This is a genomic window from Maribacter dokdonensis DSW-8 (assembly GCF_001447995.1).
Lineage (GTDB): Bacteria > Bacteroidota > Bacteroidia > Flavobacteriales > Flavobacteriaceae > Maribacter > Maribacter dokdonensis.
In genome coordinates this window covers 1604557-1629044 of record NZ_LDPE01000001.1, presented here as the reverse complement: position 1 = coordinate 1629044, position 24488 = coordinate 1604557, and the positions used below count along the sequence as shown (strand labels likewise).

Genomic DNA, 24488 nt, shown 5'->3' with positions numbered 1-24488 from the left:
TAATCTATCACTTTTTATAACCATCTAATAACATTTAAAAAGTTACTAATAGTAAATAAATATAGATTTTTGAGGTAATTATTTACTATTAGTAAACAAATGTTACGTGTTTAAGATTTCTAAAATAAATATGGCCGTACTGTTAAATGGAGCTTTAGCTTCGTTCGGACTTTACTTTTGTATGTATGCTTTTAGAAAGCCTTTTTCAGTAGCCACATTTGATGGTCAAATGTTGTTTGGTATCGACTACAAAATTTTGCTCATTTTGGCTCAGGTCGTAGGGTATATGCTTTCTAAATTTATTGGTATTCGGGTGGTTTCTGCATTGCAGGTACAACATAGGGTAGGCTATTTAACGGGCATGATCTTATTTGCAGAATTGACATTGGTGCTATTTGGTCTGTTGCCAAGTCCATATAATTTCATACTTTTTTTCCTTAACGGACTTTCCTTGGGTATGATCTGGGGCATTACGTTTTCTTTTTTGGAGGGTAGAAAAATGACCGAGATATTGAGTATTATTCTATGTTCTAGTTTTATAGTGTCTAGCGGTGCTGTAAAATCTGTTGGGTTGTGGTTAATGACCACCTATGCAATTTCTGAATTTTGGATGCCTGCGGTTACGGGAGCCCTGTTTCTTCTGCCGTTTTTCATTTGCCTTTATTTTTTAAACAAATTGCCTCCACCAACAGCAGAGGATATTAAACTCAGAAAGAAAAGAAAACCAATGTGTGCAGCGGATCGTAAAAAGGTCTTCAGCAAATTTTCTTTTCCGATTATAATTTTAGTGGTCTTTTATACTGCGCTTACCGCGTTACGGGATTTTAGGGATAATTTTTCTAGAGAATTATGGGACAGTGTGGGGTATGCCGGTGATGCTTCTATTTATACACTATCTGAACTTCCAATAGCATTTTTGGTGTTACTTGTATTGGGGTTGTTCGGGTTGATAAAAAATAACTTTAAGGCTTTTATGGGGTTTCATTTCTTGTTGATACTGGCAAGTGTGCTGGTAGGGGTTTCTACCTTTTTATTTCAACAAGGCGCCCTTCAGCCAGTGTATTGGATGGTGTTTATTGGTTTTGGACTTTATGCCTGCTATGTGCCGTTCAATTGTATCTTTTTTGATCGGATGATCGCCACTTTTTCTATTAAAGGTAATGCTGGTTACCTTATTTATATTGCAGATTCCTTTGGTTACTTGGGTAGTATGGCAGTACTACTTTATAAAAATTTTGGAAGCCCAAATAGTTCATGGCTACAGTTTTTCATGGGTGCTACCTACTGTATTGCCTTTTTGGGTGTAGGTGTTTCTATAGTATCTATGTTCTATTTTCAAAAGAAATACAAGCAAAATAATTCTAGTATCCATTTTAAAATCCCCATGGTTAATGGCAGATATTGAGTATGATTTAGTAGTAGTTGGTGGTGGTGTGTTAGGTACTTTTCATGCCTATCATGCCATGAAAAAAGGGTTAAAAGTAGCTTTGCTTGAAAAAGATGCTATGCCAAAAGGGGCTACAGTTCGCAATTTTGGACAGGTGGTGCCCTCTGGTATGAATACTAAATGGCAACAATATGGTCGTAAAAGCTTAAAGATATATAAGAAGATCCATGCTAAATTTGATATTTCCGTACGGCAAGAAGGATCTATTTATTTGGCTTCTAACGATGATGAAATTCAGCTAATTGAAGAGTTGAAAGAAATTAACCGAGCCAATGATTACACTTCTATTCTTTTTACAAAGACGGAATGTCTTAGAAAATACCCAGGATTAAATGAACGGTACGTAAAAGCTGGCTTATTCTTTCCTGAGGAAATTACTGTAGAACCTCGCACCATGATCGGTCGTGTACATAAGTATTTAAAGAAAAAAGGGGTAAGCATTTTTTATAAGGCTAAGGTAATTGAATGCAATGCGCTTAATAATGAAGTAAGCACTCAATTGGCAAACGGTAGAATGTTGATGTCTGCAAAGGTAATTATCTGTAACGGTAGCGATTTTAAAACGTTGTATCCAGAACTATTTTCCACTAGTGATTTAGAGGTTTCTAAGTTACAGATGATGAAGACCAAATCACAAGGTGATTTTAAAATTAGTGGATCTATTTTAACGGGACTTTCCATTAGAAGATATGAGGCTTTTGCTGAGTGTCCGTCTTATTTAAAAATCAAATCCAAAGAACCAATGGATAGTCTTGAGAAAAAATGGGGAGTACACATTCTATTTAAACAGGCTATGGATGGTGGAGTTATTCTTGGGGATTCTCATGAATATGCAGATGCGGACAATATTGATGATCTTGGGTTCGACTTAAATATGGATATTGATGATCTAATGCTAACAAGGGCCAAAGAAATTTTTAACCTGCCCACCTATGAAATTGAGCAGCGCTGGTTTGGCATGTATTCTCAATGCAAGAATTCTGATATTTATGAGCGCACCATTGATAGGAATATTCATATTGTTACCGGTATTGGAGGTAAGGGAATGACCGGTAGTGCAGGTTTTTCAAAACAGAACATTCAACAAATTTTTAATATTTAACATGCATACAATTAAATTGGCCGTATTTGATATGGCAGGTACTGTTGTCAATGAAGACAATGTAGTATATAAGACTTTACAAAAGGCGATCAATGAGAGAGGTTTTCAATTGACCTTGGATTTTGTGCTGGAACACGGTGCCGGTAAAGAAAAACATCAAGCAATAAAAGATATTATTATAGCGGACATCGGTAGTGTTGATAGTGATATGGCGGAATCTATTTTTAAAGATTTTAAGGTGTTGCTTAATGAAGCATACCATAAGCTAGACGTAGGTAGTTATGAGGGGGTAGAACAGATGTTACTGTCATTAAAAGAAAATGGCATTAAAGTAGCTTTGAATACAGGGTACGATAGTAAAACCGCCCAGTTATTATTAAATAAAATGAATTGGACCAAAGGCAAGCAGTATGATGTTTTAGTAACGGCAGATGATGTGGTTCTTGGTAGGCCTAATCCAGATATGATCGTTGAGGCAATGATGAAACTTAACGTTCATAATGAAGAACTAGTGCTAAAAGCAGGTGATTCCATAATCGATATTGAAGAGGGAAAAAATGCCAATTGTGGGGTTACGATCGGGGTGACCACTGGTGCACATACCAGACATCAGTTATTAAGTGCAAACCCAACCCATGTTCTTGATAGCTTAACCGAATTAAGGCAGCTGCTATTACCATCTTAAAAAGTAAAATAAAAAAAAAGCCACTGATCGTGGCTTTTTTTATTTGTATGTTCTGGTTGGTTATATAAAAAAGTAAAGTACCAGCATAGTTGCTGTATTGTTGCTCCTGTTTTCTGGGACATGGGCAATTCTACCATCAAAAAATATAGAATCTCCTTCTTTGATCAGTACCTCCTCTTCGTCTATAATATAGTAACATTCACCTGAAAGCATGTATTTGAACTCATAGGCATCGGTCTTTACCTTGTCTCTTTTAGAGTTGGGGTGAACGTGTAATAATACGGCTTCAAAACCTAGGCTATTAAGCTGTTTGCCAAAAATAAGCGAATAAGAAAATCCAATAGCATCGTCTTCTTTTTCAATAAAGGTATTATCCTCTTTTCTAGAAACAATAAAATTGGCTCCGTTAGATTGTGGTAGTCCGCTAAAAAAATCGGTCACTTCAATATCCAAGGAACTTATAATTTTTAATAGTACGGGTAAAGAGGGAATTGTTCTACCATTTTCTATTCTAGAAATAAGTCCTGCTGTTACTCCGGCGCGCATGGCAATTTCACTAATAGTCAAACTCCCGTTTTTACGAATTTCTTTGATCCGTTTGCCAATTCCAATAAGGTAATCATCCATTGATAAGTGTTCTCCTACAAACATAATGAAAAATAAAATGTATTGTTTTTTGGTAGGTGCTACAGCTGTAATCAGCCATTGTGCAGGGGCTTAACATAAAACTTACATTTTGCATATTTGTAAATAATGTTTAGCTAACTATAATCTAACTTTAGCCTTGTAATAGTTGCAATTGCTTAATGTGTAATAGGCTTTTCATTGAATTTTCATTTAGATATTTGCTAAACTAACAAACCAAAGTTTACAAATACGAACAAAATGAAAAAAACATTATTAATTACAATGCTTGTGTTTTTAGCAAGTTTTGTAGCACATGCCCAAACGGTATTTACGGGTAAGGTGTTAGACGAAAACCAAGTTCCTTTACCTGGTGCTACAGTAGTAGTGAAAGGAACAACGAATGGGGTGGCCACAGATTTTGATGGCAACTTCAGTATTGAACTGAACGGTTCAAATGACATTTTAGTGGTATCTTATATTGGGTATATTGCTCAGGAGTATAATACAGCGAATAAAATTACGGGCACCATAAACCTACAGCCCGATTCTCAACAACTAGATGAGGTTGTAGTTACCGCATTGGGAATAGAAAGAGAGAAAAAATCTTTGGGTTACGCCTCTCAGGAATTGGATAATGATGAGGTTGTTCAGGCACGGGAGCCAAACTTATTGAACAGTATGTCCGGTAAGGTGGCCGGTTTACAAATTACCAACAGCCCAACCGGATTGGGTGGCTCGGCAAGGGTTTCTATACGTGGTGATGCTTCTCTGAACATTAATGGTAACTCGCCATTGTTCATAGTAGATGGTACACCTATCAGTAATGAAATTGTTGGTTCTAGTGGATCAGGTACGCAGAGTGTAGATTATGGTAATGGTGCAGCTGAAATCAATCCGCAAGATATAGAATCGATCAACGTACTAAAAGGACCGGCTGCAGCAGCGCTTTATGGATCAAGAGCGGCAAACGGTGCTATCATCATAACAACTAAAAAAGGGAAATCCCAAAGTAGTAAGCTTGGTGTTTCTTTTAATACGGGAATTACCGTAGAAAATGTATTAATGCTGCCAGACTGGCAAAATGAGTACGGACAGGGGAATAACCAACAGTTTTCTTTTGTGGATGGTAGTGGTTCCGGTATTGCCGATGGTGTTGATGAAAGTTGGGGTCCAAGATTGGATACCGGACTTATGATCGCACAATTTGACTCGCCAAGAACAGATGGAACCAGAGGTGGTGACACCTCGGTGAGTAATGCTGATATTATTCCTACACCATGGGTGTCTCAACCTGATAATACAAAAGATTTCTTTGAAACTGGTATTACAAAAACCAATAGTATTGCCATTTCTAAAAGTGGTGAAATGGGAAACATGAGATTGTCATTTCAGAACTTAGATCAAGAAGGTACATTGCCAAATACTGATCTCAATAGAAATACCTTAAGTTTTTCCGGAACCATGAATGTATCGGATAAAGTAAAGGTAAATGCCAATCTTAATTACGTAAAGACAGATAGTGACAATAGACCTGCAGTAGGTTACGGTACGGAAAGTATCATGTACCTGTTCATTTGGTACGGGCGCCAATTGAATACCAATAACCTTAGAGATTATTGGCAACCTGGTTTAGAGGGTATACAGCAGTTTAACTACAACTACAACTATCATGACAACCCTTATTTTACTATGTATGAGAATACCAATGCGCAAGATAAAGATCGTATGTTCGGTAATGTAAGTCTTACTTATGACATTAGTGAAAACTGGAAGTTGTTGCTTCGTAGCGGTCGTGATTTCTATAGAGATTTTAGGGTTCGTAAAAGAGCATTCAGTACGCAGCGTTTTCCTTTTGGAACATACCAAGAAGATAATATTTTCTTTGAAGAAAGTAACTCTGATTTCTTGTTGAGCTATGATAAAACCTTTGGAGAAAAGTTTAATTTAAATATTTCCGCAGGTGGAAACCAATTACGTCAAAAGCAAGACTTCACTAAAAGTGTAGCTCCACAGTTGATCAATCCTGGAGTGTATTCATTTAATAATAGTAGACAGGCGGTGCAAGTGAGCTCTAACAACAGTGAAAAGCGCATCAATAGTTTATATGGTTATGCCAGATTTGGCTATGACAATGTGTTGTTTATGGACATTACAGGAAGAAATGACTGGTCTAGTACATTGCCAGAAGGTAATAATTCATATTTCTATCCGTCTGTTACATTAAGTGCCATTGCCAGTGATATGTTCAATATGCCAGACTGGGTAACGTTTGCCAAGGTAAGGGCTGCTTATGCTGAGGTAGGTAATGATACCGATGCGTATAGATTACGTAGTTTTTACCAAAATGAGACTCAATTTGATAGTTCCACACCTATACTGACAGAATCTTCGCTGATACCAAATGCAAATTTAAAACCAGAGATAACCGGCTCTTATGAATTTGGTCTGGACCTGCGTTTTCTGCAAAGTAGAATTAATTTGGATATGACCTATTATGATAGTGCTACCAAAAACCAGATCATAAATATTAGCACGGATATTGCCAGTGGTTATAGCAGTCAGTTGATCAATGCGGGCGAAGTTCGTAACTACGGTTTTGAGGCCATTGCCAACTTTGTTCCAGTGTTAACGGATAATTTTAAATGGAGCTCAACCTTCAATTTTGCCACTAATAAAAGTGAGGTGAAAGATTTGGGTGATGATATCCAATTTACGTTGACCGAGGCTAACGGTGCATATATACAAGCTCGTGAAGGAGGTTCTATCAGTGCTATTTATGGTAGAGGTTTTCAAAGAGTAGAAGATGAAACTAGTGAGTACTTTGGGCAAATGATCATTAATAATCAAGGTATTCCAGAACGTACAGATGATTTGGTATACCAAGGTGATTATGCACCAGACTTTACATTGGGTATACAAAATACCTTTAAATATAAGAATGTTGATCTAGGGTTTTTAATCGATACCAGACAGGGCGGTATCGTAGTATCTAGAACTAAGACTATTGGTAGTACTTCTGGGCAACTGCAAGAAACTTTAGAAGGAAGAGAAACCGGAATTGTTGCAGAAGGTGTTATAAATACGGGAACGGCAGAGAACCCTGTATATACTCCAAACACTATAAATGTAGATGCTAGAACATTCAATAACAGATATTATGAAAGGGATAATGTAGAAGCGGCAAAGTATGATGCTTCTTATACCAAACTTAGAGAGGTTTCATTAGGATATTCATTTCCGCAAAAAATGATCGATCAATTACCGATCACCAATGCTAGAATTTCTGTAACAGGTAGAAACCTGATTCTATGGACGGACAATCCTCATTTTGATCCAGAAACGGTTGGTGTTTCCGGGGGAACGTTGCAACCGGGTATAGAAAACATGAGTTACCCAAGTTCGCGTTCGTTCACCTTTAACCTACAGGTTAATTTCTAATTGACGAAAACTAAATAATATAAAGAAATCATGAAAAAAATACTATTACTTCTAATATCCTTGGTACTTGCGGTTAGCTGTACCGAAGATTTTGAAACGATCAATATAAATCCTAACTATCCGGCTTCTGCACAACCAGAACTTTTATTGCCGGGCGTACAACGAGAAATGGCCTATAATTGGGGAAACCAAGGTTGGGAAGAAGGTTTTACCGTGGTACAATATGGCGCTAGGTTACAGTTTACCAGTGGCGATACCTATAACTGGTCTCCGTCTGGTGATCCTTATGACAATGCATATGCGTCTTTACGCGATGTGGAAAATATCATTAGGGATACGGAGACCAATGAAGAAGCGCAAAATTACTATGGTGTTGCCTTGGTGATGAAATCTTGGATTTATTCTTACGTAACCGATGCCTATGGTGATGTGCCTTATTCTGAAGCTACCAGTGGTATTGAAGATGGTAACGTAACCCCTGCTTTTGACGCTCAAAGCTCTATTTATGCTGGTATTTTGGCAGATTTAGAAACTGCGAACACCGTTTTAACGGGAGCTGGCAATATATCTGGTGACATCATCTATAATGGTGATATTGAAAAATGGAGAAAGTTTGCCAATTCATTGAGGTTGCGTTTGCTAATGCGTATCAGTGATGTTGATAATGCTACCGCAGTTGCGGGTATGGCTCAAATAACGGGTAACCCATCTGCCTATCCTATTTTTGAAAGTAATGAAGATATGGCTTTTGTAGAGTGGAATTCTGATAACCCACAACCAAAATATGACGCCCGTAGCGGTAGTTTTGACGAGGTGAGATTAAGCCAAACTCTTGAAACCCGTTTAAAGGATCTGAACGATAATAGACTATATGTTTTTGCACAGCCAACCACAGATTCTGATAAAGGTATTTTCTCTGAAGATTTTAATGATTATGTAGGTATGCCCAATGGGTTGGATGATGAAGCGGCATTAGGATATAGTCCCTCTGGAAACCCAGATGAGTCCGGCTCAAATTTCATCTCTAGACTGGGTATTCTTTTAGCATGTAGGGCCTGTAACCCAGAGCAGGCTTCGGCTACGGCTTCACATACTATTATAATGAGCTACTCTGAACTTCAGTTTATTTTGGCAGAAGCTGCTGAAAGAGGATTTATTTCTTCTGGCGATGCAGCTATGTATTATGAAAACGGAATTAGAGCTTCATTTGCATATTATACAGAAAGAGTTGCAGCTGGCGGATGGTCAGATATTGCCAATGCTATGCAAGCAACGGATCTTGAGGCTTATGTTGGGCAAGATGCTGTAGCATTAACTGCGGCTACAGATGATAATTTGGCGAAAATTGCGCTTCAAAAATGGATATCGTTATTCTATACCGGTTTTGAAGGATGGTCAGATTGGAGAAGAACGGGAATGCCAGAAGTAATTCCAGGACCAGATGCTGTTAACGATGGTATGGTTCCGGTACGTTTTCAATATCCAAATTCCGTAAAATCTACCAATAGCGAAAACTACAATGCCGCTGTACAAAGTATGGGTGCCGATGATATTAATACCAAACTTTGGTGGGATGTTGATTAAGCATAGGGTTAAAAAATACACTTCAATTATAACACTGACCATAGGGATGACCTCCCTATGGTCTTGTGATTATGACAAGTTGGATAAAATGGATTCTGAAACCACCCATGTTGTGGTGATCGGTTTTGATGGGTTGAGTCCGGACGGACTCCAAAATGCTGATACGCCTACTTTTGATACTATGATAGAAGATGGTGCTTCAACCATGCACGCAAGGGCAGTTTTACCCACAAGTTCAAGTACCAATTGGGCTTCTATGATTATGGGTGCCGGACCGGAACAACACGGTATTACATCCAATGCTTGGGAAAGAGATAATCTTACCTTACCTGCGGTTACACAGAGCGAACCTTTTTTGTTTCCCAGTATTTTTCATTTGATTCGTGAGCAAAGAACATCGGAAAAAATTGGAGCTATTTATCATTGGGGTGGTTTTGGACGGTTATTTGAGAAAAATGCGGTAGACTTTGATGAAAATCCTGCTACCGAGGAAGAAACTGCTGTGAACGCCAGTAGTTATATCAAAGTAGAAAAACCCTTATTTACGTTTGTCCACTTTGATCATATTGATCATGCTGGTCATGAGTTTGGTCACGGTACAAAAGAGTATTACCATGCGGTTGAAAAGGCAGACTCATTATTGGCGGAAATTATGAAGGCCATTACGGAATCTGGTATGGCAGATAATACTATGGTAATCATTAGTTCTGATCATGGCGGTAAGGGCAAAGGCCATGGTGGCGAATCTATGGAAGAAATTGAAATACCTTTTATTCTTTGGGGCAAGGGTATAAAAAAAGATTATAGGATAAAATATCCGGTATACCAATATGACAATGCTGCAACTGTTGCACACGCCCTTCAAATTAAAACACCACGTGCATGGATCGGTAGACCTGTACTTGAGGCTTTTAAGGGTGAAAATGTGGAAGATGATTACCCTACTTTGGTACAGTTGAAAAAACCAAGATTAAATAGACCGGCAAAGGGCTATGCAGCAGATGGGGGCTTGTTCAATGATGAGACCCAGTTAGTATTAGAAAACCCAAATGCCTACGGTGAAATTAGGTATACGCTAAATGGTGCAATGCCAATGAAAGAATCCAACACCTTTACACAGTCCATAGTTCTAAAAGAAAATACGGTGGTAAAGAGTGCCATATTTGTTGCTGATAAGTTGAGCAGTGGGGTTTCCGAAGCATTTTTTAGGATAAAACCAGCATCGCTTAAAGCTCCTGTTTCTTATGAGGTTTTTCATTTGAACGACCTTTCCTTTGTTCCATCAATAGGGAATAGAAAACCGGATGCTAAGGGAACCGTTTTTGAATTTTCATCGGAAGAAGTTCGTCAGCATATACAAGCAAACACATTGTTCAGGTTTAAGAGTTTGCTCAAAATTGAACATGAAGACAGTTACAATTTTGCAGTAAGATCAGATGATGGTAGTAAGCTGTTCATAGATGGTCACTTGGTTGTCGATAATGACGGGGACCATGGCGTAAGAACAAAAACAGGAAGTATTGAAATGGACAAAGGTAGTCACACCGTTGAGGTGCTTTGGTTCAATGGCGGTGGTGACGGTTGGTTAGATGTTTATATTGAAGGTGATAAAACGCCTAATCAAATTTTATCTACGGATTTTTTAAAAGTGCGATAACGTTGAATGACCGTAAAATGAAACATGATCCATTGCAGAATAAACGTACCGAAGGAGATATAAATAACACCCATGCCAGAAATGAATGGATTGATGGTATTACCGATGTAAAGACTTTAAGGTTATTGGAAAAAGATGCCCGTTACTTTTTTCATCAAGCTTTGTCTACGCCTTGTTTAGATGTGCTTGGTAATTGTAGCGGTCCACATATAGAGAATATATCCGGTAAGCGATATTTAGATTTTCATGGTAACAATGTGCATCAACTGGGGTTCTCACATCCAAAATTGGTAAAGCGCTTAACGGAGCAGTTACAGGGGCTGTCTTTTTCTACCAGGAGATATACGAATGAACCTGCTATAAAATTTGCGGAGAAGCTGGCTTCATTGCTTCCATCGGATTTAAATAGGGTTTTAATGACTCCAAACGGGAGTTCGGCGGTAAGTATTGCTTTAAAATTGGCACGCGCCGTTACCGGTAAATTTAAAGTGGTATCGTTTTGGGACTCTTTTCATGGCGCATCTTTAGATGCTGTCAGTGTTGGTGGAGAAGCTGTTTTTAGGGAATATATGGGACCAATGATGCCAGGTGTAGAAAGAATACCTCCCCCAGTTACCTATAGGGGTATTTTTGAAGGCGATGAAGCTAAATGCTTGGAATATTTGGAATATGTATTTGCTAAAGAGGGTGATATAGGTGCTTTTATCGCAGAGACGGTTCGAAATACGGACGTTCAATTGCCTTCGGTCACATTTTGGAAAGCGGCTCGTGCATTATGCAATAAGTATGGGGTTGTTCTTATTTTAGATGAAATACCCATTGCTTTGGGCAGAACCGGAAAAATGTTCGCTTTTGAACATTACGGTATAGAACCGGATATTCTTTGCTTGGGCAAAGGTTTGGGCGGTGGTATTTTTCCACAGGCCTGTATGGTTACCCGAGATAGGTATAATACCTTCCCGGACATTTCATTGGGGCATTATACCCATGAAAAAAGTCCCTTAGGTGCTATGGCGGCATTGACGACCTTAGAAATTATAGAAGAGGAAAAAATACTGCATAAGGTTGCGGGAGATTCTTTGACAATGTGCACTTCAATGACCATTTTAAAGGAAAAGTACGAACTTATAGGCGATATACGTGGTCGTGGATTACTATGGGGCGTTGAGTTGGTAACCAATAGGGAGACGAAGGAGAAAGCAGTGGAAAAAGCTGAACAGGTTATGTACAATTGCCTTAAAAATGGTCTGAGTTTTAAGGTATCCGCAGGTAATGTGCTTCAATTGGCTCCGGCGTTGACCATTACTAGAACTGAATTAAAGAACGCAATACAAATTTTAGAACATGCGCTAGATAGCGTTAGTAATTAATGACATATGAAACTATTGAATTTTACTTTTTTGGCAACCTATTTTTGTGGTGTTGCCTTATATGCCCAAGAGACATCGGTATTTGTGGTTAAGCCTTATTTGCAAGATGCGAACCCTACCGAAATTACGGTAATGTGGGAGACTTCTTTAGGAGAAGAAAGCGTGGTTGAGTTTGGTACGTCACCTAAGTTGGGTAAAAAAGCGGTAGGTGGTGCTGAGGATATCAACTTTGGTCCATCTCGTATTCATGAGGTAAAACTAACGGGACTAAAAAGATTTACTACCTATTATTATCGCGTGAAAACAGATAAGTTGGTGTCAGATATTTATCAGTTTAAGACACCTCCATTTGCAAGTGATAATGAGTCGTTCAATTTTTTGGCTATGAGCGATATGCAGATTGATCACCAAAATCCGGATAAGTTCAATGAAATTGTAAATAAAGGTATACTGCCCTTCTTGAAGTCGGAATATGGCAATACTACGCCAGATGATTTGGCAATGGTTTTAATACCTGGAGATTTGGTGGAGAACGGTGCAAAGTACGAGCAGTGGCAAAACGACTTTTTTAAGCCTGCGCAAAAACTTTTTTCAGAAGTGCCTGTGTATCCTGTACTGGGTAATCATGAAAGAAACGCAAACTATTATTTTAAATATTTTAGTTTGCCTAAAAATGGTACACCCGCATATGCAGAGCATTGGTGGTACAAAGATTATGGCAATACCAGAATTATCGGTCTTAATTCAAATGAAGGATACCGTGATAGTCGTGAGCAATTTGCTTGGCTGAAATCATTGCTTGAAGAGACGGCTAAGAATGGGGAAATAGATTTTGTGTTCGCACAATTGCACCATCCGCACAAATCTGAATTATGGATTCCCGGTGAAGAAGAATCTTCAGGTAAGGTGGTAAAAATGTTAGAGGAATTTACCACCAAAACAGGTAAGCCTAGTTTGCATTTTTTTGGACATACCCATGGCTATTCTAGAGGGCAGTCAAAGGATCATAAACATCTTTGGATCAATGTGGCATCCGCAGGTGGCGCTATTGATAATTGGGGTGAGTTTGAGGGTAGGGACTATGATGAATTCAGTGTTACCCAAGATGAATACGGATTTGTCATGGTAGAGGTTGATGGTAATCATGAGAATCCAAAATTCACCATCAAAAGAATCAGTAGGGGAAATGAAGAGTTGTATAGGGACAATGAAAAAACAGATGAAATTGTCATTTATGCCAAATCACATCAACCGGAAACTCCAATAGCTATTGCATTTAATGGTGCGGTGGAGTATACTGGAGGAATGTTAAAGGCGCAACCTTTTAAAAGTTCCTTTAAAGGTGCCTATCATGCGGCATCACATTGGCAAATATCCACAACAGAGGATTTTGATGCATTGGTTCTGGATAGTTGGAAACAATCTGAAAATTGGTACTACGGCGAGAACAGGCAAAAAAACGATAACTTAACCGATGAACCCACTAAAAGATTAAAACCGAATACCAAATATTATTGGCGAGTACGCTATAGGGACCAACATTTAAATTGGAGCGATTGGTCAAAAACACAATCATTTAAAACGAATAATTAATTTGATGATGAAAATACGAACAAGAATACTACTGTTTGCCGTGCTATTTATGTGGGTAGGGGCAACAGCTCAAATTGATAAGACGGCTAATGTATTTTTAATTACGTTAGATGGTGTACGTTGGCAAGATGTATATCATGGTTTAGATACGGCATTGGTGCAGAGTAATTATACAGAGGGCAAAGAGCTATTGAATAAAATGTTTTCAGGTAGTTCACCTGAAGAAAGTAGGGAAAAAATCATGCCTTTTTTTTGGAATACCATTGCCAAAGATGGTCAATTGTACGGCAATAGGACCAAAGGCAGTAAAGTTGATCTCACTAATAAAATGTTATTTTCCTATCCTGGGTATAATGAGATTTTAACAGGTAAGGCAGATGATGCCCATATTGATAGTAACGACAAAAACTACAATAAGAATGTAACGGTTTTAGAATTGGCAAATAAACAAGAGCGGTATAAAGGTAAGGTTGCCGCTTTTGCCAGTTGGGACGTTTTTCCTTTTATTATTAATGATAAAAGGAGCGGAATCCCCGTAAATGCAGGGTATATGAATGCCCAAGGAGATTTGAGTGGTAGGGAGATATTCTTAAATGAAATACAACGTCAAGCGCCAATTATTTGGGAAAGTGTACGGTTAGATGTGTTTACCCACCATTATGCAAAAGAATATGTAAAAAAGAACCATCCTAAAGTTGTATACATATCCTATGGAGAAACGGATGATTTTGCACATGGCGGCAAGTTTGATTTCTACATGAAATCATTACATAATACTGACGCTTTAATAGCGGATTTATGGCAATACGTACAGCAAGACGATTTTTATAAGGATAATACCTATTTTATAATCACTACGGACCATGGTAGGGGATCTGGTATTCTTGAAGATTCTAAATGGACAAGTCATGGTAGCAATGTAAAAGGAGCCCAACATACATGGTTGGCTATTTTAGGTCCAAATGTAAAACCTGTTGGGGAAGTAGTTAATGGACAACTTTATACCGATCAACTTGCGCCAACCATAGCTAAAATTTTAGAAGTTGACGTAGATATACAAACTATGCCGGCAAAACCGATTAACTTAAAATAATATTGATGATTTCTTTAAATTAAAACTAAAGTTAATTGCGATTTTTACAGCGAGTTTAGAATAAATTAGAGTTGAAATAAGCCAATGCCAATGAATTTTGGTGTTGGTTTTTTTTTGTTGATAATCTAATAAAAAGAAGGCTGTTACACACAGTATAACAGCCCATTTGTACATTAAACACAAAAGTATTAATTCATACTATACACTACGTTGACCGTTAATTGCTCTTGGTAGTCAGCATAATAACTGGTCCAATCGTTATTATAATTAGAGTTACTGCTAATAGCGTTTATGTTGCCTAAATCAGTGTTTATTGTTTTACATAATTCCATAGCATATGTCTTGGCATTTTCCAATGCGGCATTGAGTGCAACTTTATTGTTATCAGGTGAAACATTTTGTTTTACTTGAAATTGTAATTGAACCCCTAACAAGTTTGTTTTCAGTAATTTCATGGCTAGCTCTTTAGAATCTGTTTCATAGTATAAAATGGTACCGTCGCGTTGATATCCTAAAGAAAAATACTCCATCTCTTTTTCTTGAAATTTAGAGGTGTCTATGTTCAATGCTTTCAATTCTTGATAATATTGTTTTCTTAATTGGTCTAGGTTTTCCACTCGTGTATCGGCATAGTAGACTTGATCCATACTTAAGGTAGCCTTAACCCTGTATTTAATAATTGTTTTTTCTAAAGGGGCGCTACCGGTTACGGTCACTGTCTTTTGTTCTAAATTAATTTGTGCCTGTAAAGCGTTGATTGCAAAAAGGCTAAATAAAAGGATGATGCTAATTTTTCTCATTTCAGTAGTAGTTTAAAAGATTAATATTAATTTTTTACAGGATGTATTTTCGGTTATTATTGCATTGTTTTTAGTTACATGGTTGTATTTCATAGTGATACAAGTATTTTTATCATATTTTAAATTTTTGCTTATGTTATTTATCGTTTCAAAAAAAATGTGTTAGTTTCTAGTTTTTTAACAAAATTTTAGCGTTTAATATTGAATAATTAATAATGGTAAAGTTTTGAAATGCTGTGGTTTATGCAATTTATTGTAGAAATTATTAGCAACTATCAAAATTTTATTGTAAGTTAAATCCTGTTAATTTTAAGAACTAAATTTCCCCAGGGATTAACGAATATTATTAGCTATGAAAATTGATACAGTTTGTATTATAGATGACGATCCAATTTGTGTTTATGGTACTAAAATTCTTTTGAACCACAATAATTTTGTGAGCGCTGACATTCTTGTATATGAGGATGGTGATGAAGCTTTAACCAATTTAACTTCCCAATTAAACAAAGGTCAACGAATGCCCGATATCATTTTATTGGACCTTAATATGCCTATTATGGATGGATGGGGATTCTTGGATAAATTCTCAAAATTACCGCTGGTAAACAAACCTCAGATTTTCATAGTAAGCTCACATTATGGAGACCATGAAATTAAGCGGGCAAAAAAATATGATTTAGTTCGCGATTTTATTTCAAAACCGTTGATTTCAAAAAATTTGAACGATATTTTAATGATGAGTAATATTGCAGTGTAAGCTGTTATTACTTTAGCTTAAATCTAGCTCGTTCAAAATAAAATCAATGTTGACCACATTTGCTTTATGATAGCTTAATAGTCTATTAAAAGACATCATATAACCCAAGCCGTTCAATGCCTTATTGTCGGTTTTTTTTAGGCTTATCTCATGTAAATTCTCGGTAATTTCATTTACTATTGAATCTACGGTATTGCCTGGGTTTACCTCTAATGAGCGTAAGATTTTGGTGACCAATTCCTCATTCTTAAGATTGGCATTTATGTAATTATTTACGGTTTGCTGTCTATGTTCGTCTAAAAAGCTCAGGTCACTATTTTTAAAATAATGGCTTACCTGTTTGTTAATTGCATACAGGTTACTCAATTCTTTGCCTAATAATTCTTGTTTGTCCATCGTAATCTAATTTATCATTTCTTCATAAGATAGTTTTTAAGGTTAATTTTCATTAATGTTATTACGTGATTTTATATCTCAAAAATGAGATTGTTCATTGTTCTTTAGATGTTCATTTTATCCAAGTTTAAATGGTTTTATTTTGTCATCATCATCAAAATATCTTAAGGTTATACCTTTGCCAACAAGAGGCTCGTATAGTTCAAACTTCATATTACTACCTGAAAATTTAGAGGTCCAATAAATGAGTTTTTTTAAATGTAGCTGTCTAAATTCCTCTGATAACCGCTCTTGAAAATCACAACCGGTGATACTCAATACTTCCAATTGGGTAAGTTTTGCCAATTCTTTAGGTAGTGTGTTTTGTGTAAAACTTTCTACCCCTAAAACACGAAGCGATTTCATAGTGCCGATCCAATGTGGTATTTTCCTTTTGCTGTATTTGCCGTTAATTAAAAGAGTGTCTAAAGTGAGATTGGCAATTGCAGTTGGGTAGGTTTTCATTTCTTTTGATATATGTTCTAGCCAAAGGTATTTTAGGGTTTTCCACTGCGTAATCGTTTCTAAGGCTTCTGAACCAAAATCATCACAAAAGTTTATTTTAAACGCTCTTATTTGGGGCACATTTAAGCCTGACATCGTTTGTACATCACAACTATATAGTTCAAGTATTTTTAACTTGTTCAGACTTACCTGTGGAAAATCACGAATTCCCGTGCAATCCCTTAGCTCTAGATGTTCAAGATTTGGGGCTTGCTCCAATACCGATTGTAAAGAAGCACTATCTCCCTTATAATTATTGAGTTGTAGAGATTTTAATTTTGAGTTTTTATATCCAGAAAGTCCCTCGTAGAATTCTGGTTTATCTTCCGGGAACTCAACAAACAGATATTCTAAATTCGGACAGGCTTTTAAAAGCTCTGCAATATTGTTAGCGGGACCGGTATACTCATATTTTTTAATGTTCTGCGGATTTTTAAGAAACGCGAATCCCGATTCGCCTGCTATATATGAGTTGTTTTTACCTAAGTCCATCTGTTGAGCATCCATCACATCATAAAATGCTTTTAAATCTGATACAGGCGTATGTTCAATATTTACCTGAGTTGCCGAGCGTTTTGTTTTTCCAGGAATAATCCTTTTTAAACCTTTTATGGTCAGCTGCTCTGTATGTTTGGGCAGTGCATCTGTGTTTAATTCCAAATGGTTCTCGAACTGAACGGTGAATTGCTTTAGTTTTTCAATTTTAGAAAGTGCCTTGGGTACTATTGCCGAATTAGGTGCTTCGCCTACAGGAGTAGCATAAGAAGTGTTTTTGTATAGGGTGACACTTTCTATTGTTTCCAATTCATTTATCCCATCAAAAATCCAATCTAAGTTGGGTACTAGTTTATAAGTAATGCTGGTTAGGTTTTTAAACGCTGCCAAGGTATTCTTGTGCTTTTTTTCCGGAGCTTCGCAATTAATTGAGATGGTTGTCAATTCTGGAAAAAACTCCGCATAGTCCAACACATAAGTTAGCAGTTTGGGTGTGTCTAAATTCAGTTCTTTTTGGCTACATTTCTCGGTCATTGGGGCAATGTCTACATTGCGGTTACCAATTTTTGTGATCAAATTTGGTCTGGACTCAAAACCAAAAAAGAAATTTGCAGAAATGGTTGTTATTTTGGGAGCTATAAGTTCAAACAGCTGCAACTCTGGCATTGCTTCAAATCCTGTAGGTAAGGTTTCCAAACGGTTAGAAGCTACTTTGAATTTCTCAAGTTTTGGTAGGTTTTTCATTTCCTTTGGCAGCGCCGTTAGCTCGTCTAAACCATACAAATCTATCTTGTTCAATGTGGGTGGAAATACAACTTTAGACAAATCTTCCACTCCTACATTTTGTAACTTTAATTCTTTTAAAAATTTAAGGTCAGCAAGCCAATTGAAATCTTTTAAATAAGTATTGTAATCATCGCCTCCAAAAGAGTAATCGCCTTTAAAGGTGAATTCTTCCAGTGATTTTAATTTACCTATTGAAGCAGGTACTTCCTTTAAAAATGGCATGGTAAGCTTTATTTTCTTTAAGTTGGTAAGGTTGCCTAATTCATCAGGCAATTGCTCAAAATCTGCCTGTATTTCTAGTGCCTCTAAAGAGGTGAGATGAGGTAGTGTTTCTAAAATGGTAGTATATGCATTACCCTCATTCTTTAGTGATATTTCTAGCTTTTGTATTCCGTTGAATCTACTCAGTATACTTGGGTGTTCTACCAAAAGGTCTAAAAAGTTTTTGGTGAAATTGAAGAGCCCTAATTCTGGTTCTTGGAATAATAACGAGTGTAGTTTAAAAAGATTTAATTCATCAGAAAGTAATCCGTATTCCAACATCGCAACCAATCTGGAATCAACCGATTTCACACCTCCTTTTTGACTTATCTTTTTACGGCTCTTAAATGCCGTTTGAAAGTACTCAGGTGCTTGTTTTTTGATAATATTGGTGCATTCCGTTCTAATTTCTTTGTTCGCAGTTGTTTTTGCTATCACAAAAATTTCATAGAAAAAATCTTCAGGGTAGTTTGTACAGCTTTTTATAGCTTCAAAAGAAGCATCGATCTCAAAAAAATCGAACAGGGGTGTTTTGTTAGTATTCGGCATAACAACACGTAATTTTTTAGATATACAAAGCTTTCCAAAAGCACTGGTGTTTTTGTCACTGCATTCAGTGATATTGAAGATTAAAAAAATCCTGTAGGTTGAAAAATCCCCAAATTCCGGTAGAAAGAAAAGTTACTTTCCGGCTAACTTGCCATAATTAATTGGAGACTGTAAAATAACATTGTACAGCATAAGTTAATATGTAGATACAATCCATAATATCCTCATTGCAGAATATAAAGCATAAAGAATAGAACCATATGATTCCAGCAGAAAAAGCGCAAAAATATATAGCCCAACACCAAAAACCGGAGGTAGATCGTTTTGAGTTTCGTTCATTTTCTCAACCTTACAGAAGGCTTGGGCAAATTCTAGGACGTATAAAGAAGGAGAAGTATGAATATTACAATAGTAACGATTTCATTAGCGAGTTTGATGATCCCTTGACCATAAACCCTTGGTTGACCGAAGAAGGTATGCGTTTGGGTATACAATTATTTGGCGTGGTACAAGCACCGTATTTATCTGCCATGTGGGATTTTATCAATACCATGCCTTACCAAAGAAGCTATGATCGCAAAGCCTTTAGATCACAACCAAGTGAAGATATTTTACAAAATAAGCTAACTATTTTTAGTCAATTTTTATACAATAGCCGTGTAGGTTTTTGTGGATTAAGCTTGCAAGAACATTTTCAATACAGTACATATTATCCACATGGCAACAGTGTTTTTTTCGCTATTGTTTTGCAAAATAGTGGTGATATGTTCAATGAGCTGTTGAACGATATTTTACAAGGTGAAGATGAAATTGGTGGTGTAAGTCAAGATATTATCAAAGCTTTATTACTGTCGGAAGATGAAAAACACTGGGACATGGTGGGTAAACTATTATTGGCTGCTCAACGTCAAGAAGGTTTGCGACAGTCCATTCTGGAATCTATGGATGAAGCAGGTCTCCAGTCTTTAAAATACATGATAAATGTAGTGTTAGAGAATGATATTACCCGTTTCAGCAGCGTTGTAAGGGCGGTAAATACCTGGTTTGGGTTAAACTGGGAGGCGCCTAAGAAATCGGTCATCAATCGTATTTTGGAACTGGCGCACTCTTTAATTCTTAACTTAAAGGAAGTGGATACGCTTTTGAAGAGCAAAGATAATATTGAGGTGTATGTGGCATTATGGGCTATAGGTATTTTGGATGTTGATAAAGCCAATGCCAAAGCCTTGGATATCGTGTATTCTTCAGCCGATAGAAACAAGAAAATTCTAGCGCTTTACTTTATGAGTAAAACGGATCGTACCAATGATTCTTTGGTTGCATATTTTATACAAGAATTAGGTAAAGATTATGCCCTAGATCATTGGATGGCGGTAAACTTACCGGAAATGCAGTTGGATAATGATACGTTTACCAAATTATTCGAGGTCGCAAAAACAGTTGAGGATAAGGGAAAAACTTATGAAAGCAAGATTTTCTCTTGGTGGAGTTTTACCCCTAATTCTCAATATTTCTATCAGTTTTTATTGCATGAGGCAACGGAACAGCAGCTGGAGCTTATGGCAAACGATTTAGATGAATTGCCGTCGGAATTTAGGGAGACTTACATTCGTAAAGTTTTTCCAATACATTATAGTTATGCGTTTCACCATTATAAGACAGATGAGAAAAAAGTAAAGCTAAACTATGATCAATACTCATGGCGCAGGACGTTGGCAAGAAAGGCTGTGTACAATAGAAATGAGTGTGTTATGGCAACGGGACTCAACATTTTCCGTAAAATGCATTTATACGATACCGATTTGGAGATTGCCGAAGATCTGTTGAAACGGAAGAACAAAAGTATGCGTACCGCCGTAATACAACTGCTGGTATCTTTACCTAATGATACCATTAAACAGAGTGCCGGCAACTTGGTTACGGCAAAAAGTATTGACCAACGATTGGCAGGTTTAGAAATACTTACCATTTTAGATGCAGAGAACAGATATCCAGATTTTGTAGAAGCTCAGGTGGCTACATTTAAAGAGCGACCCAAAATCTCCAAAAATGAACAAGTACTTTTAAATAAGTTCGTTAAAAATAAGGATGAATACAATTTCAGTAACGGTTTTGGGACTGTAGATTACAATAACTTAAGTGCCCTTTACCAGCCACAGCCTCGTTTTGAGGTTAAATCTAATTTCTTGGATAAGCTGGGTATTAAAACCTCTCAGTCTTCAGACTTTAAATTTAAGGATATCATTGACATTGATAAGATAATTACCACTGTCAATGCATTAATTGCTCTGGTTGCTGAAAATGGTAAGTATGAATATCAGATGGAGGGCTATCAAGGTGAGAACGACACCACCTTTATTAACCGAGGGCTTCATGATATGAAAAAACTAGATGAGCATGCCACGGCACAAGATCGTTTACATAATTTACCATTGTCCAATGTTTGGGTAGCCTGGTACGAACAAAGTAAGTTGAACGATTTTGAAATGAGTGCCGTATTGCGTTTTTTAAACCATAAGAGTTATCCTTTTGGACAGTATGAAGAACTGGTGCCTTATATAAAACAATTTTATCCAGATTTAACGGGGTTAAATATCAATAGCGAAGAAAACTATTATACCAAAATAAGAACGTACATTACTATAATCAGGCGCTTGTTCATAGTATATGCGGATAGGGAAACCATTGTTTCCTATAAGCTAGATGTTTTTGAAGACATGGTGGCTTCATTTCCCAAAAGGTTGCAAAATTATAAATTTCAATTAAGTGGGTACCATCATTCCATAACCGCTAACTGGGCAAATATTATTACATCGTATGCAGGTGATCTAAGTGTTGGCGAGATTAATTTATTAAGTAATGAAGATTTAAAAAGATTCTGGGACATTCAAATGTACTTGGTGGCACAGGATTTTGGACATCCTAATACGGTTACGGATATACAGGAAATTACCAGGGAAAAACGAAATTCTGGCAACCTTAATTTTCCAGATGTAGAAGTAACCTTAAGGCTCTTTAAAGCAGGATTGATAAATGATGACGACCTACTTTTCCAAGCATTGTATTCCAATGATCTAATGACCATTATAGATGGTGGCTATAATTATAGAATTCGCAGAGGTACGCTAACTGAAAATTTGGTTCCTAAACATGTGTTTTTACCCTTAAAAACGAACCTGTTGGAAACTGAGCTGGAACGGGGAGATTTGGTGACACCGGCAACGGAGTATATTTTTTCCATTAATACCGTTGAAGGGGTAGACTATGTTTTTAAAGTGTTGCAGCGTTTGGGTAAAGATACCTTTGAGCGTGGTTATAGCTATTATGGTAATAGTAAAAAATCACTTTTCAGCGCTATTTTAAAGAAGACGACATTTAAGGAAACCGAAAGTTATGCTGATTTTGTAGCACTTGCAGACGAGCATAAAATATCCAAAAAACGACTAATAGAAGTGGCGTGCTACGCTACCCAGTGGGCAGGTGTAATTGGTGAATATCTAGGATTGGAAAAACTGGAAGATGCCGTTTGGTGGTTTCAGGCGCACGCATCTGATTATATGAGTAGCGAGAAAGAAACCATTATCTCAAGGTATTCCAATATTCCAAAATCGGACTTTTCGTTGGGTGCCATTGATATAGATTGGTTCAATAAAGTATATGGCAGTTTGGGTAAAGCCAACTGGAAAATATTGCATGATGCCGCTAAATATATTACAGATGGTAATGCGCACAGACTGGTAAAATTATACTCCAGTGTAATGTTGGGCGAGGTGAAAATCACCGAGACATTAAAGAAGATAAAAGATAAGCGAGATAAAGATTATGTACGTGCCTTAGGGTTGATTCCGTTGAGCAAAACCGTACCTGAAAAAGATTTGTTGAAGCGTTATAACCTGTTGCAAGATTTTTTAAAGGAAAGCAGGCAGTTTGGGGCTCAGCGCCAAGAAAGTGAAAAGGCGGCAGTAGAAATTGCACTAGATAATTTGTCAAGGAATGCGGGTTATCTAGATCGCGTACGTTTTGGTTGGGCAATGGAGGCAAAGGCAACCCAGACTATAATGGAAAATGCGGTGTTGACTATTGATGATACCCAAATTACTCTGGTCATCAATGATCTTGGAAAAGCCGAAATTATAGTTGCAAAAGGTGATATACCTTTAAAATCCATACCGGCCAAGTTGCGAAAAGACAAGCAGGTAATCGCATTAAAAGAGAATAAAACCTACCTCTCAAGGCAATATAGTAGAACACGTTTATCGCTAGAAAATGCTATGGTAAATGAAGATAAGTTTACCGCTTTGGAGATTCATAAAATGATGCAGCATCCTATCGTGAAGGTGATGTTGAGCAAATTGGTACTGTTCGCTCCCAATAAGGAAATCTCCGGTTTCTATACCGATGGTAGCCTTACCGACGTTTCCGGAAAAACCCATCAATTGCAAGAAGAAGATGAGTTGGTCGTTGCCCACGCATCGCATTTATATACAGCGGTAGAATGGGATGTGTATCAGAAACACCTTTTTGCAGAGCGTTTGGTGCAGCCTTTTAAGCAAGTATTTAGAGAGTTGTATCTACTTACTGAAGATGAGCGCGAGCACAGCAATAGGTCTGAGCGTTACCAAGGGCATCAAATTCAGCCCAAGCAGACCGTAGCACTTTTAAGGGGTCGCGGCTGGACGGTGAGTAGGGAAGAAGGCTTACAGAAAGTATATCATAAACGAGGTTTCATTGCCACCATGTATGCTATGGCAGACTGGTATTCTCCGTCAGATGTAGAGGCGCCAACGCTAGAAGAAGTCTGTTTTCACTCCATTGAAACGCATGAGCGTATTCCGCTAACAGAAATTCCGGCTGTGGTTTTTAGTGAGATTATGAGAGATATGGATCTTGTGGTAAGTGTAGCCCATGTTGGTGGTGTAGATCCAGAAGCAAGCCACAGTACCATGCAAATGCGTGCTGCCTTGGCAGAAGAGTCGGCAAAATTGTTTAAGCTGAGCAATATAACGGTTAAAGAGCGTCACATATTTATACAGGGCACGTTGGGCGAGTACAGTATACATTTAGGTAGCGGTCAAGTAAGCAAAAAAGGCTTGTCGTTATCCATTATTCCAGTGCACAGTCAGCACAGGGGGCGTATGTTTTTACCCTTTGTGGATGACGACCCAAAATCTGCCGAGATCATTTCAAAAATGAAGTTACTATCAGAGGATAATAAAATACAAGATCCAACAATTTTGGCGCAGATAAATAGCTAAATAACAAGAATAATGGCGTTACCCCACTTAGGTGGGGTCGGGCTTTTGTT

General features: G+C 37.3%; 15 protein-coding genes. 11 read left to right on the top strand and 4 right to left on the bottom strand.

Features of this window, described 5'->3' with window-relative positions:
- Positions 1 to 130 precede the first annotated feature (130 nt).
- Genes I600_RS07100 through I600_RS07090 form a run of 3 tightly spaced genes read left to right on the top strand, consistent with a single transcriptional unit; the run spans position 131 to position 3234 of the window.
- Positions 131 to 1405: a DUF5690 family protein gene (locus I600_RS07100; protein ID WP_058103761.1), complete on the top strand. Its 1275-nt coding sequence runs from the start codon at positions 131 to 133 to the stop codon at positions 1403 to 1405.
- On the top strand, positions 1392 to 2549 hold the full coding sequence (locus tag I600_RS07095) for a TIGR03364 family FAD-dependent oxidoreductase (protein ID WP_058103760.1): 1158 nt from the start codon (positions 1392 to 1394) through the stop codon (positions 2547 to 2549). The genes I600_RS07100 and I600_RS07095 overlap by 14 nt, the downstream gene beginning before the upstream one ends.
- 1 nt (position 2550) lies before the next feature.
- Positions 2551 to 3234, top strand: a complete 684-nt coding sequence (locus I600_RS07090) for a phosphonatase-like hydrolase (RefSeq protein ID WP_058103759.1) — start codon at positions 2551 to 2553, stop codon at positions 3232 to 3234.
- Positions 3235 to 3294: 60 nt separating this feature from the next.
- On the opposite strand, the gene I600_RS07085 is transcribed toward I600_RS07090, so the two are convergent.
- The gene (locus I600_RS07085; RefSeq protein WP_082642945.1) at positions 3295 to 3861 is read right to left on the bottom strand and encodes a helix-turn-helix domain-containing protein; all 567 of its coding nucleotides are present in this window, start codon (positions 3859 to 3861) and stop codon (positions 3295 to 3297) included.
- 258 nt (positions 3862 to 4119) lie between these two features.
- Here I600_RS07085 and I600_RS07080 point away from each other — a divergent pair, with 258 nt between their 5' ends.
- From I600_RS07080 to I600_RS07055, 6 genes are read left to right on the top strand one after another with little or no spacing between them, the layout of a single operon-like run.
- Positions 4120 to 7299 carry a SusC/RagA family TonB-linked outer membrane protein gene (locus tag I600_RS07080; RefSeq protein WP_058103757.1) on the top strand — a complete coding sequence of 1060 codons (3180 nt, stop codon included), beginning with the start codon at positions 4120 to 4122 and terminating at the stop codon, positions 7297 to 7299.
- 30 nt (positions 7300 to 7329) lie between these two features.
- A complete protein-coding gene (locus I600_RS07075; RefSeq protein ID WP_058103756.1) occupies positions 7330 to 8883 on the top strand; it encodes a SusD/RagB family nutrient-binding outer membrane lipoprotein in 1554 nt (517 codons plus the stop codon).
- Positions 8873 to 10540, top strand: a complete 1668-nt coding sequence (locus I600_RS07070) for an alkaline phosphatase family protein (protein WP_058103755.1) — start codon at positions 8873 to 8875, stop codon at positions 10538 to 10540. Before I600_RS07075 ends, I600_RS07070 begins: the two co-directional genes overlap by 11 nt.
- A 17-nt stretch (positions 10541 to 10557) precedes the next feature.
- Complete coding sequence (pbfA, locus tag I600_RS07065) at positions 10558 to 11910, top strand: (R)-1-hydroxy-2-aminoethylphosphonate ammonia-lyase (protein WP_058103754.1); 1353 nt, start codon at positions 10558 to 10560, stop codon at positions 11908 to 11910.
- A gap of 6 nt (positions 11911 to 11916) precedes the next feature.
- Positions 11917 to 13503: a fibronectin type III domain-containing protein gene (locus I600_RS07060; protein WP_058103753.1), complete on the top strand. Its 1587-nt coding sequence runs from the start codon at positions 11917 to 11919 to the stop codon at positions 13501 to 13503.
- A 4-nt stretch (positions 13504 to 13507) separates the two neighbouring features.
- Positions 13508 to 14596 (top strand): alkaline phosphatase family protein, encoded by a 1089-nt coding sequence (locus I600_RS07055; protein WP_245188855.1) that lies wholly within the window; start codon positions 13508 to 13510, stop codon positions 14594 to 14596.
- A gap of 188 nt (positions 14597 to 14784) precedes the next feature.
- Here I600_RS07055 and I600_RS07045 read toward each other — a convergent pair whose 3' ends face one another.
- A complete protein-coding gene (locus I600_RS07045) occupies positions 14785 to 15396 on the bottom strand; it encodes an SIMPL domain-containing protein (protein WP_058103750.1) in 612 nt (203 codons plus the stop codon).
- Between the two features lie 352 nt (positions 15397 to 15748).
- Between I600_RS07045 and I600_RS07040 the strand changes: the two genes are divergently transcribed.
- Entirely contained in the window at positions 15749 to 16153 is a 405-nt protein-coding gene (locus I600_RS07040; RefSeq protein ID WP_058103749.1) for a response regulator, read from the top strand.
- 12 nt (positions 16154 to 16165) lie between these two features.
- Here I600_RS07040 and I600_RS07035 read toward each other — a convergent pair whose 3' ends face one another.
- Together I600_RS07035 and I600_RS07030 are read right to left on the bottom strand one after the other, a co-directional pair.
- The gene (locus I600_RS07035; protein WP_058103748.1) at positions 16166 to 16549 is read right to left on the bottom strand and encodes a hypothetical protein; all 384 of its coding nucleotides are present in this window, start codon (positions 16547 to 16549) and stop codon (positions 16166 to 16168) included.
- A gap of 117 nt (positions 16550 to 16666) precedes the next feature.
- On the bottom strand, positions 16667 to 19183 hold the full coding sequence (locus tag I600_RS07030) for a leucine-rich repeat domain-containing protein (RefSeq protein ID WP_058103747.1): 2517 nt from the start codon (positions 19181 to 19183) through the stop codon (positions 16667 to 16669).
- A gap of 260 nt (positions 19184 to 19443) precedes the next feature.
- On the opposite strand from I600_RS07030, the gene I600_RS07025 reads away from it, so the two are divergent.
- On the top strand, positions 19444 to 24438 hold the full coding sequence (locus I600_RS07025; protein WP_058103746.1) for a DUF4132 domain-containing protein: 4995 nt from the start codon (positions 19444 to 19446) through the stop codon (positions 24436 to 24438).
- Positions 24439 to 24488 lie beyond the last annotated feature (50 nt).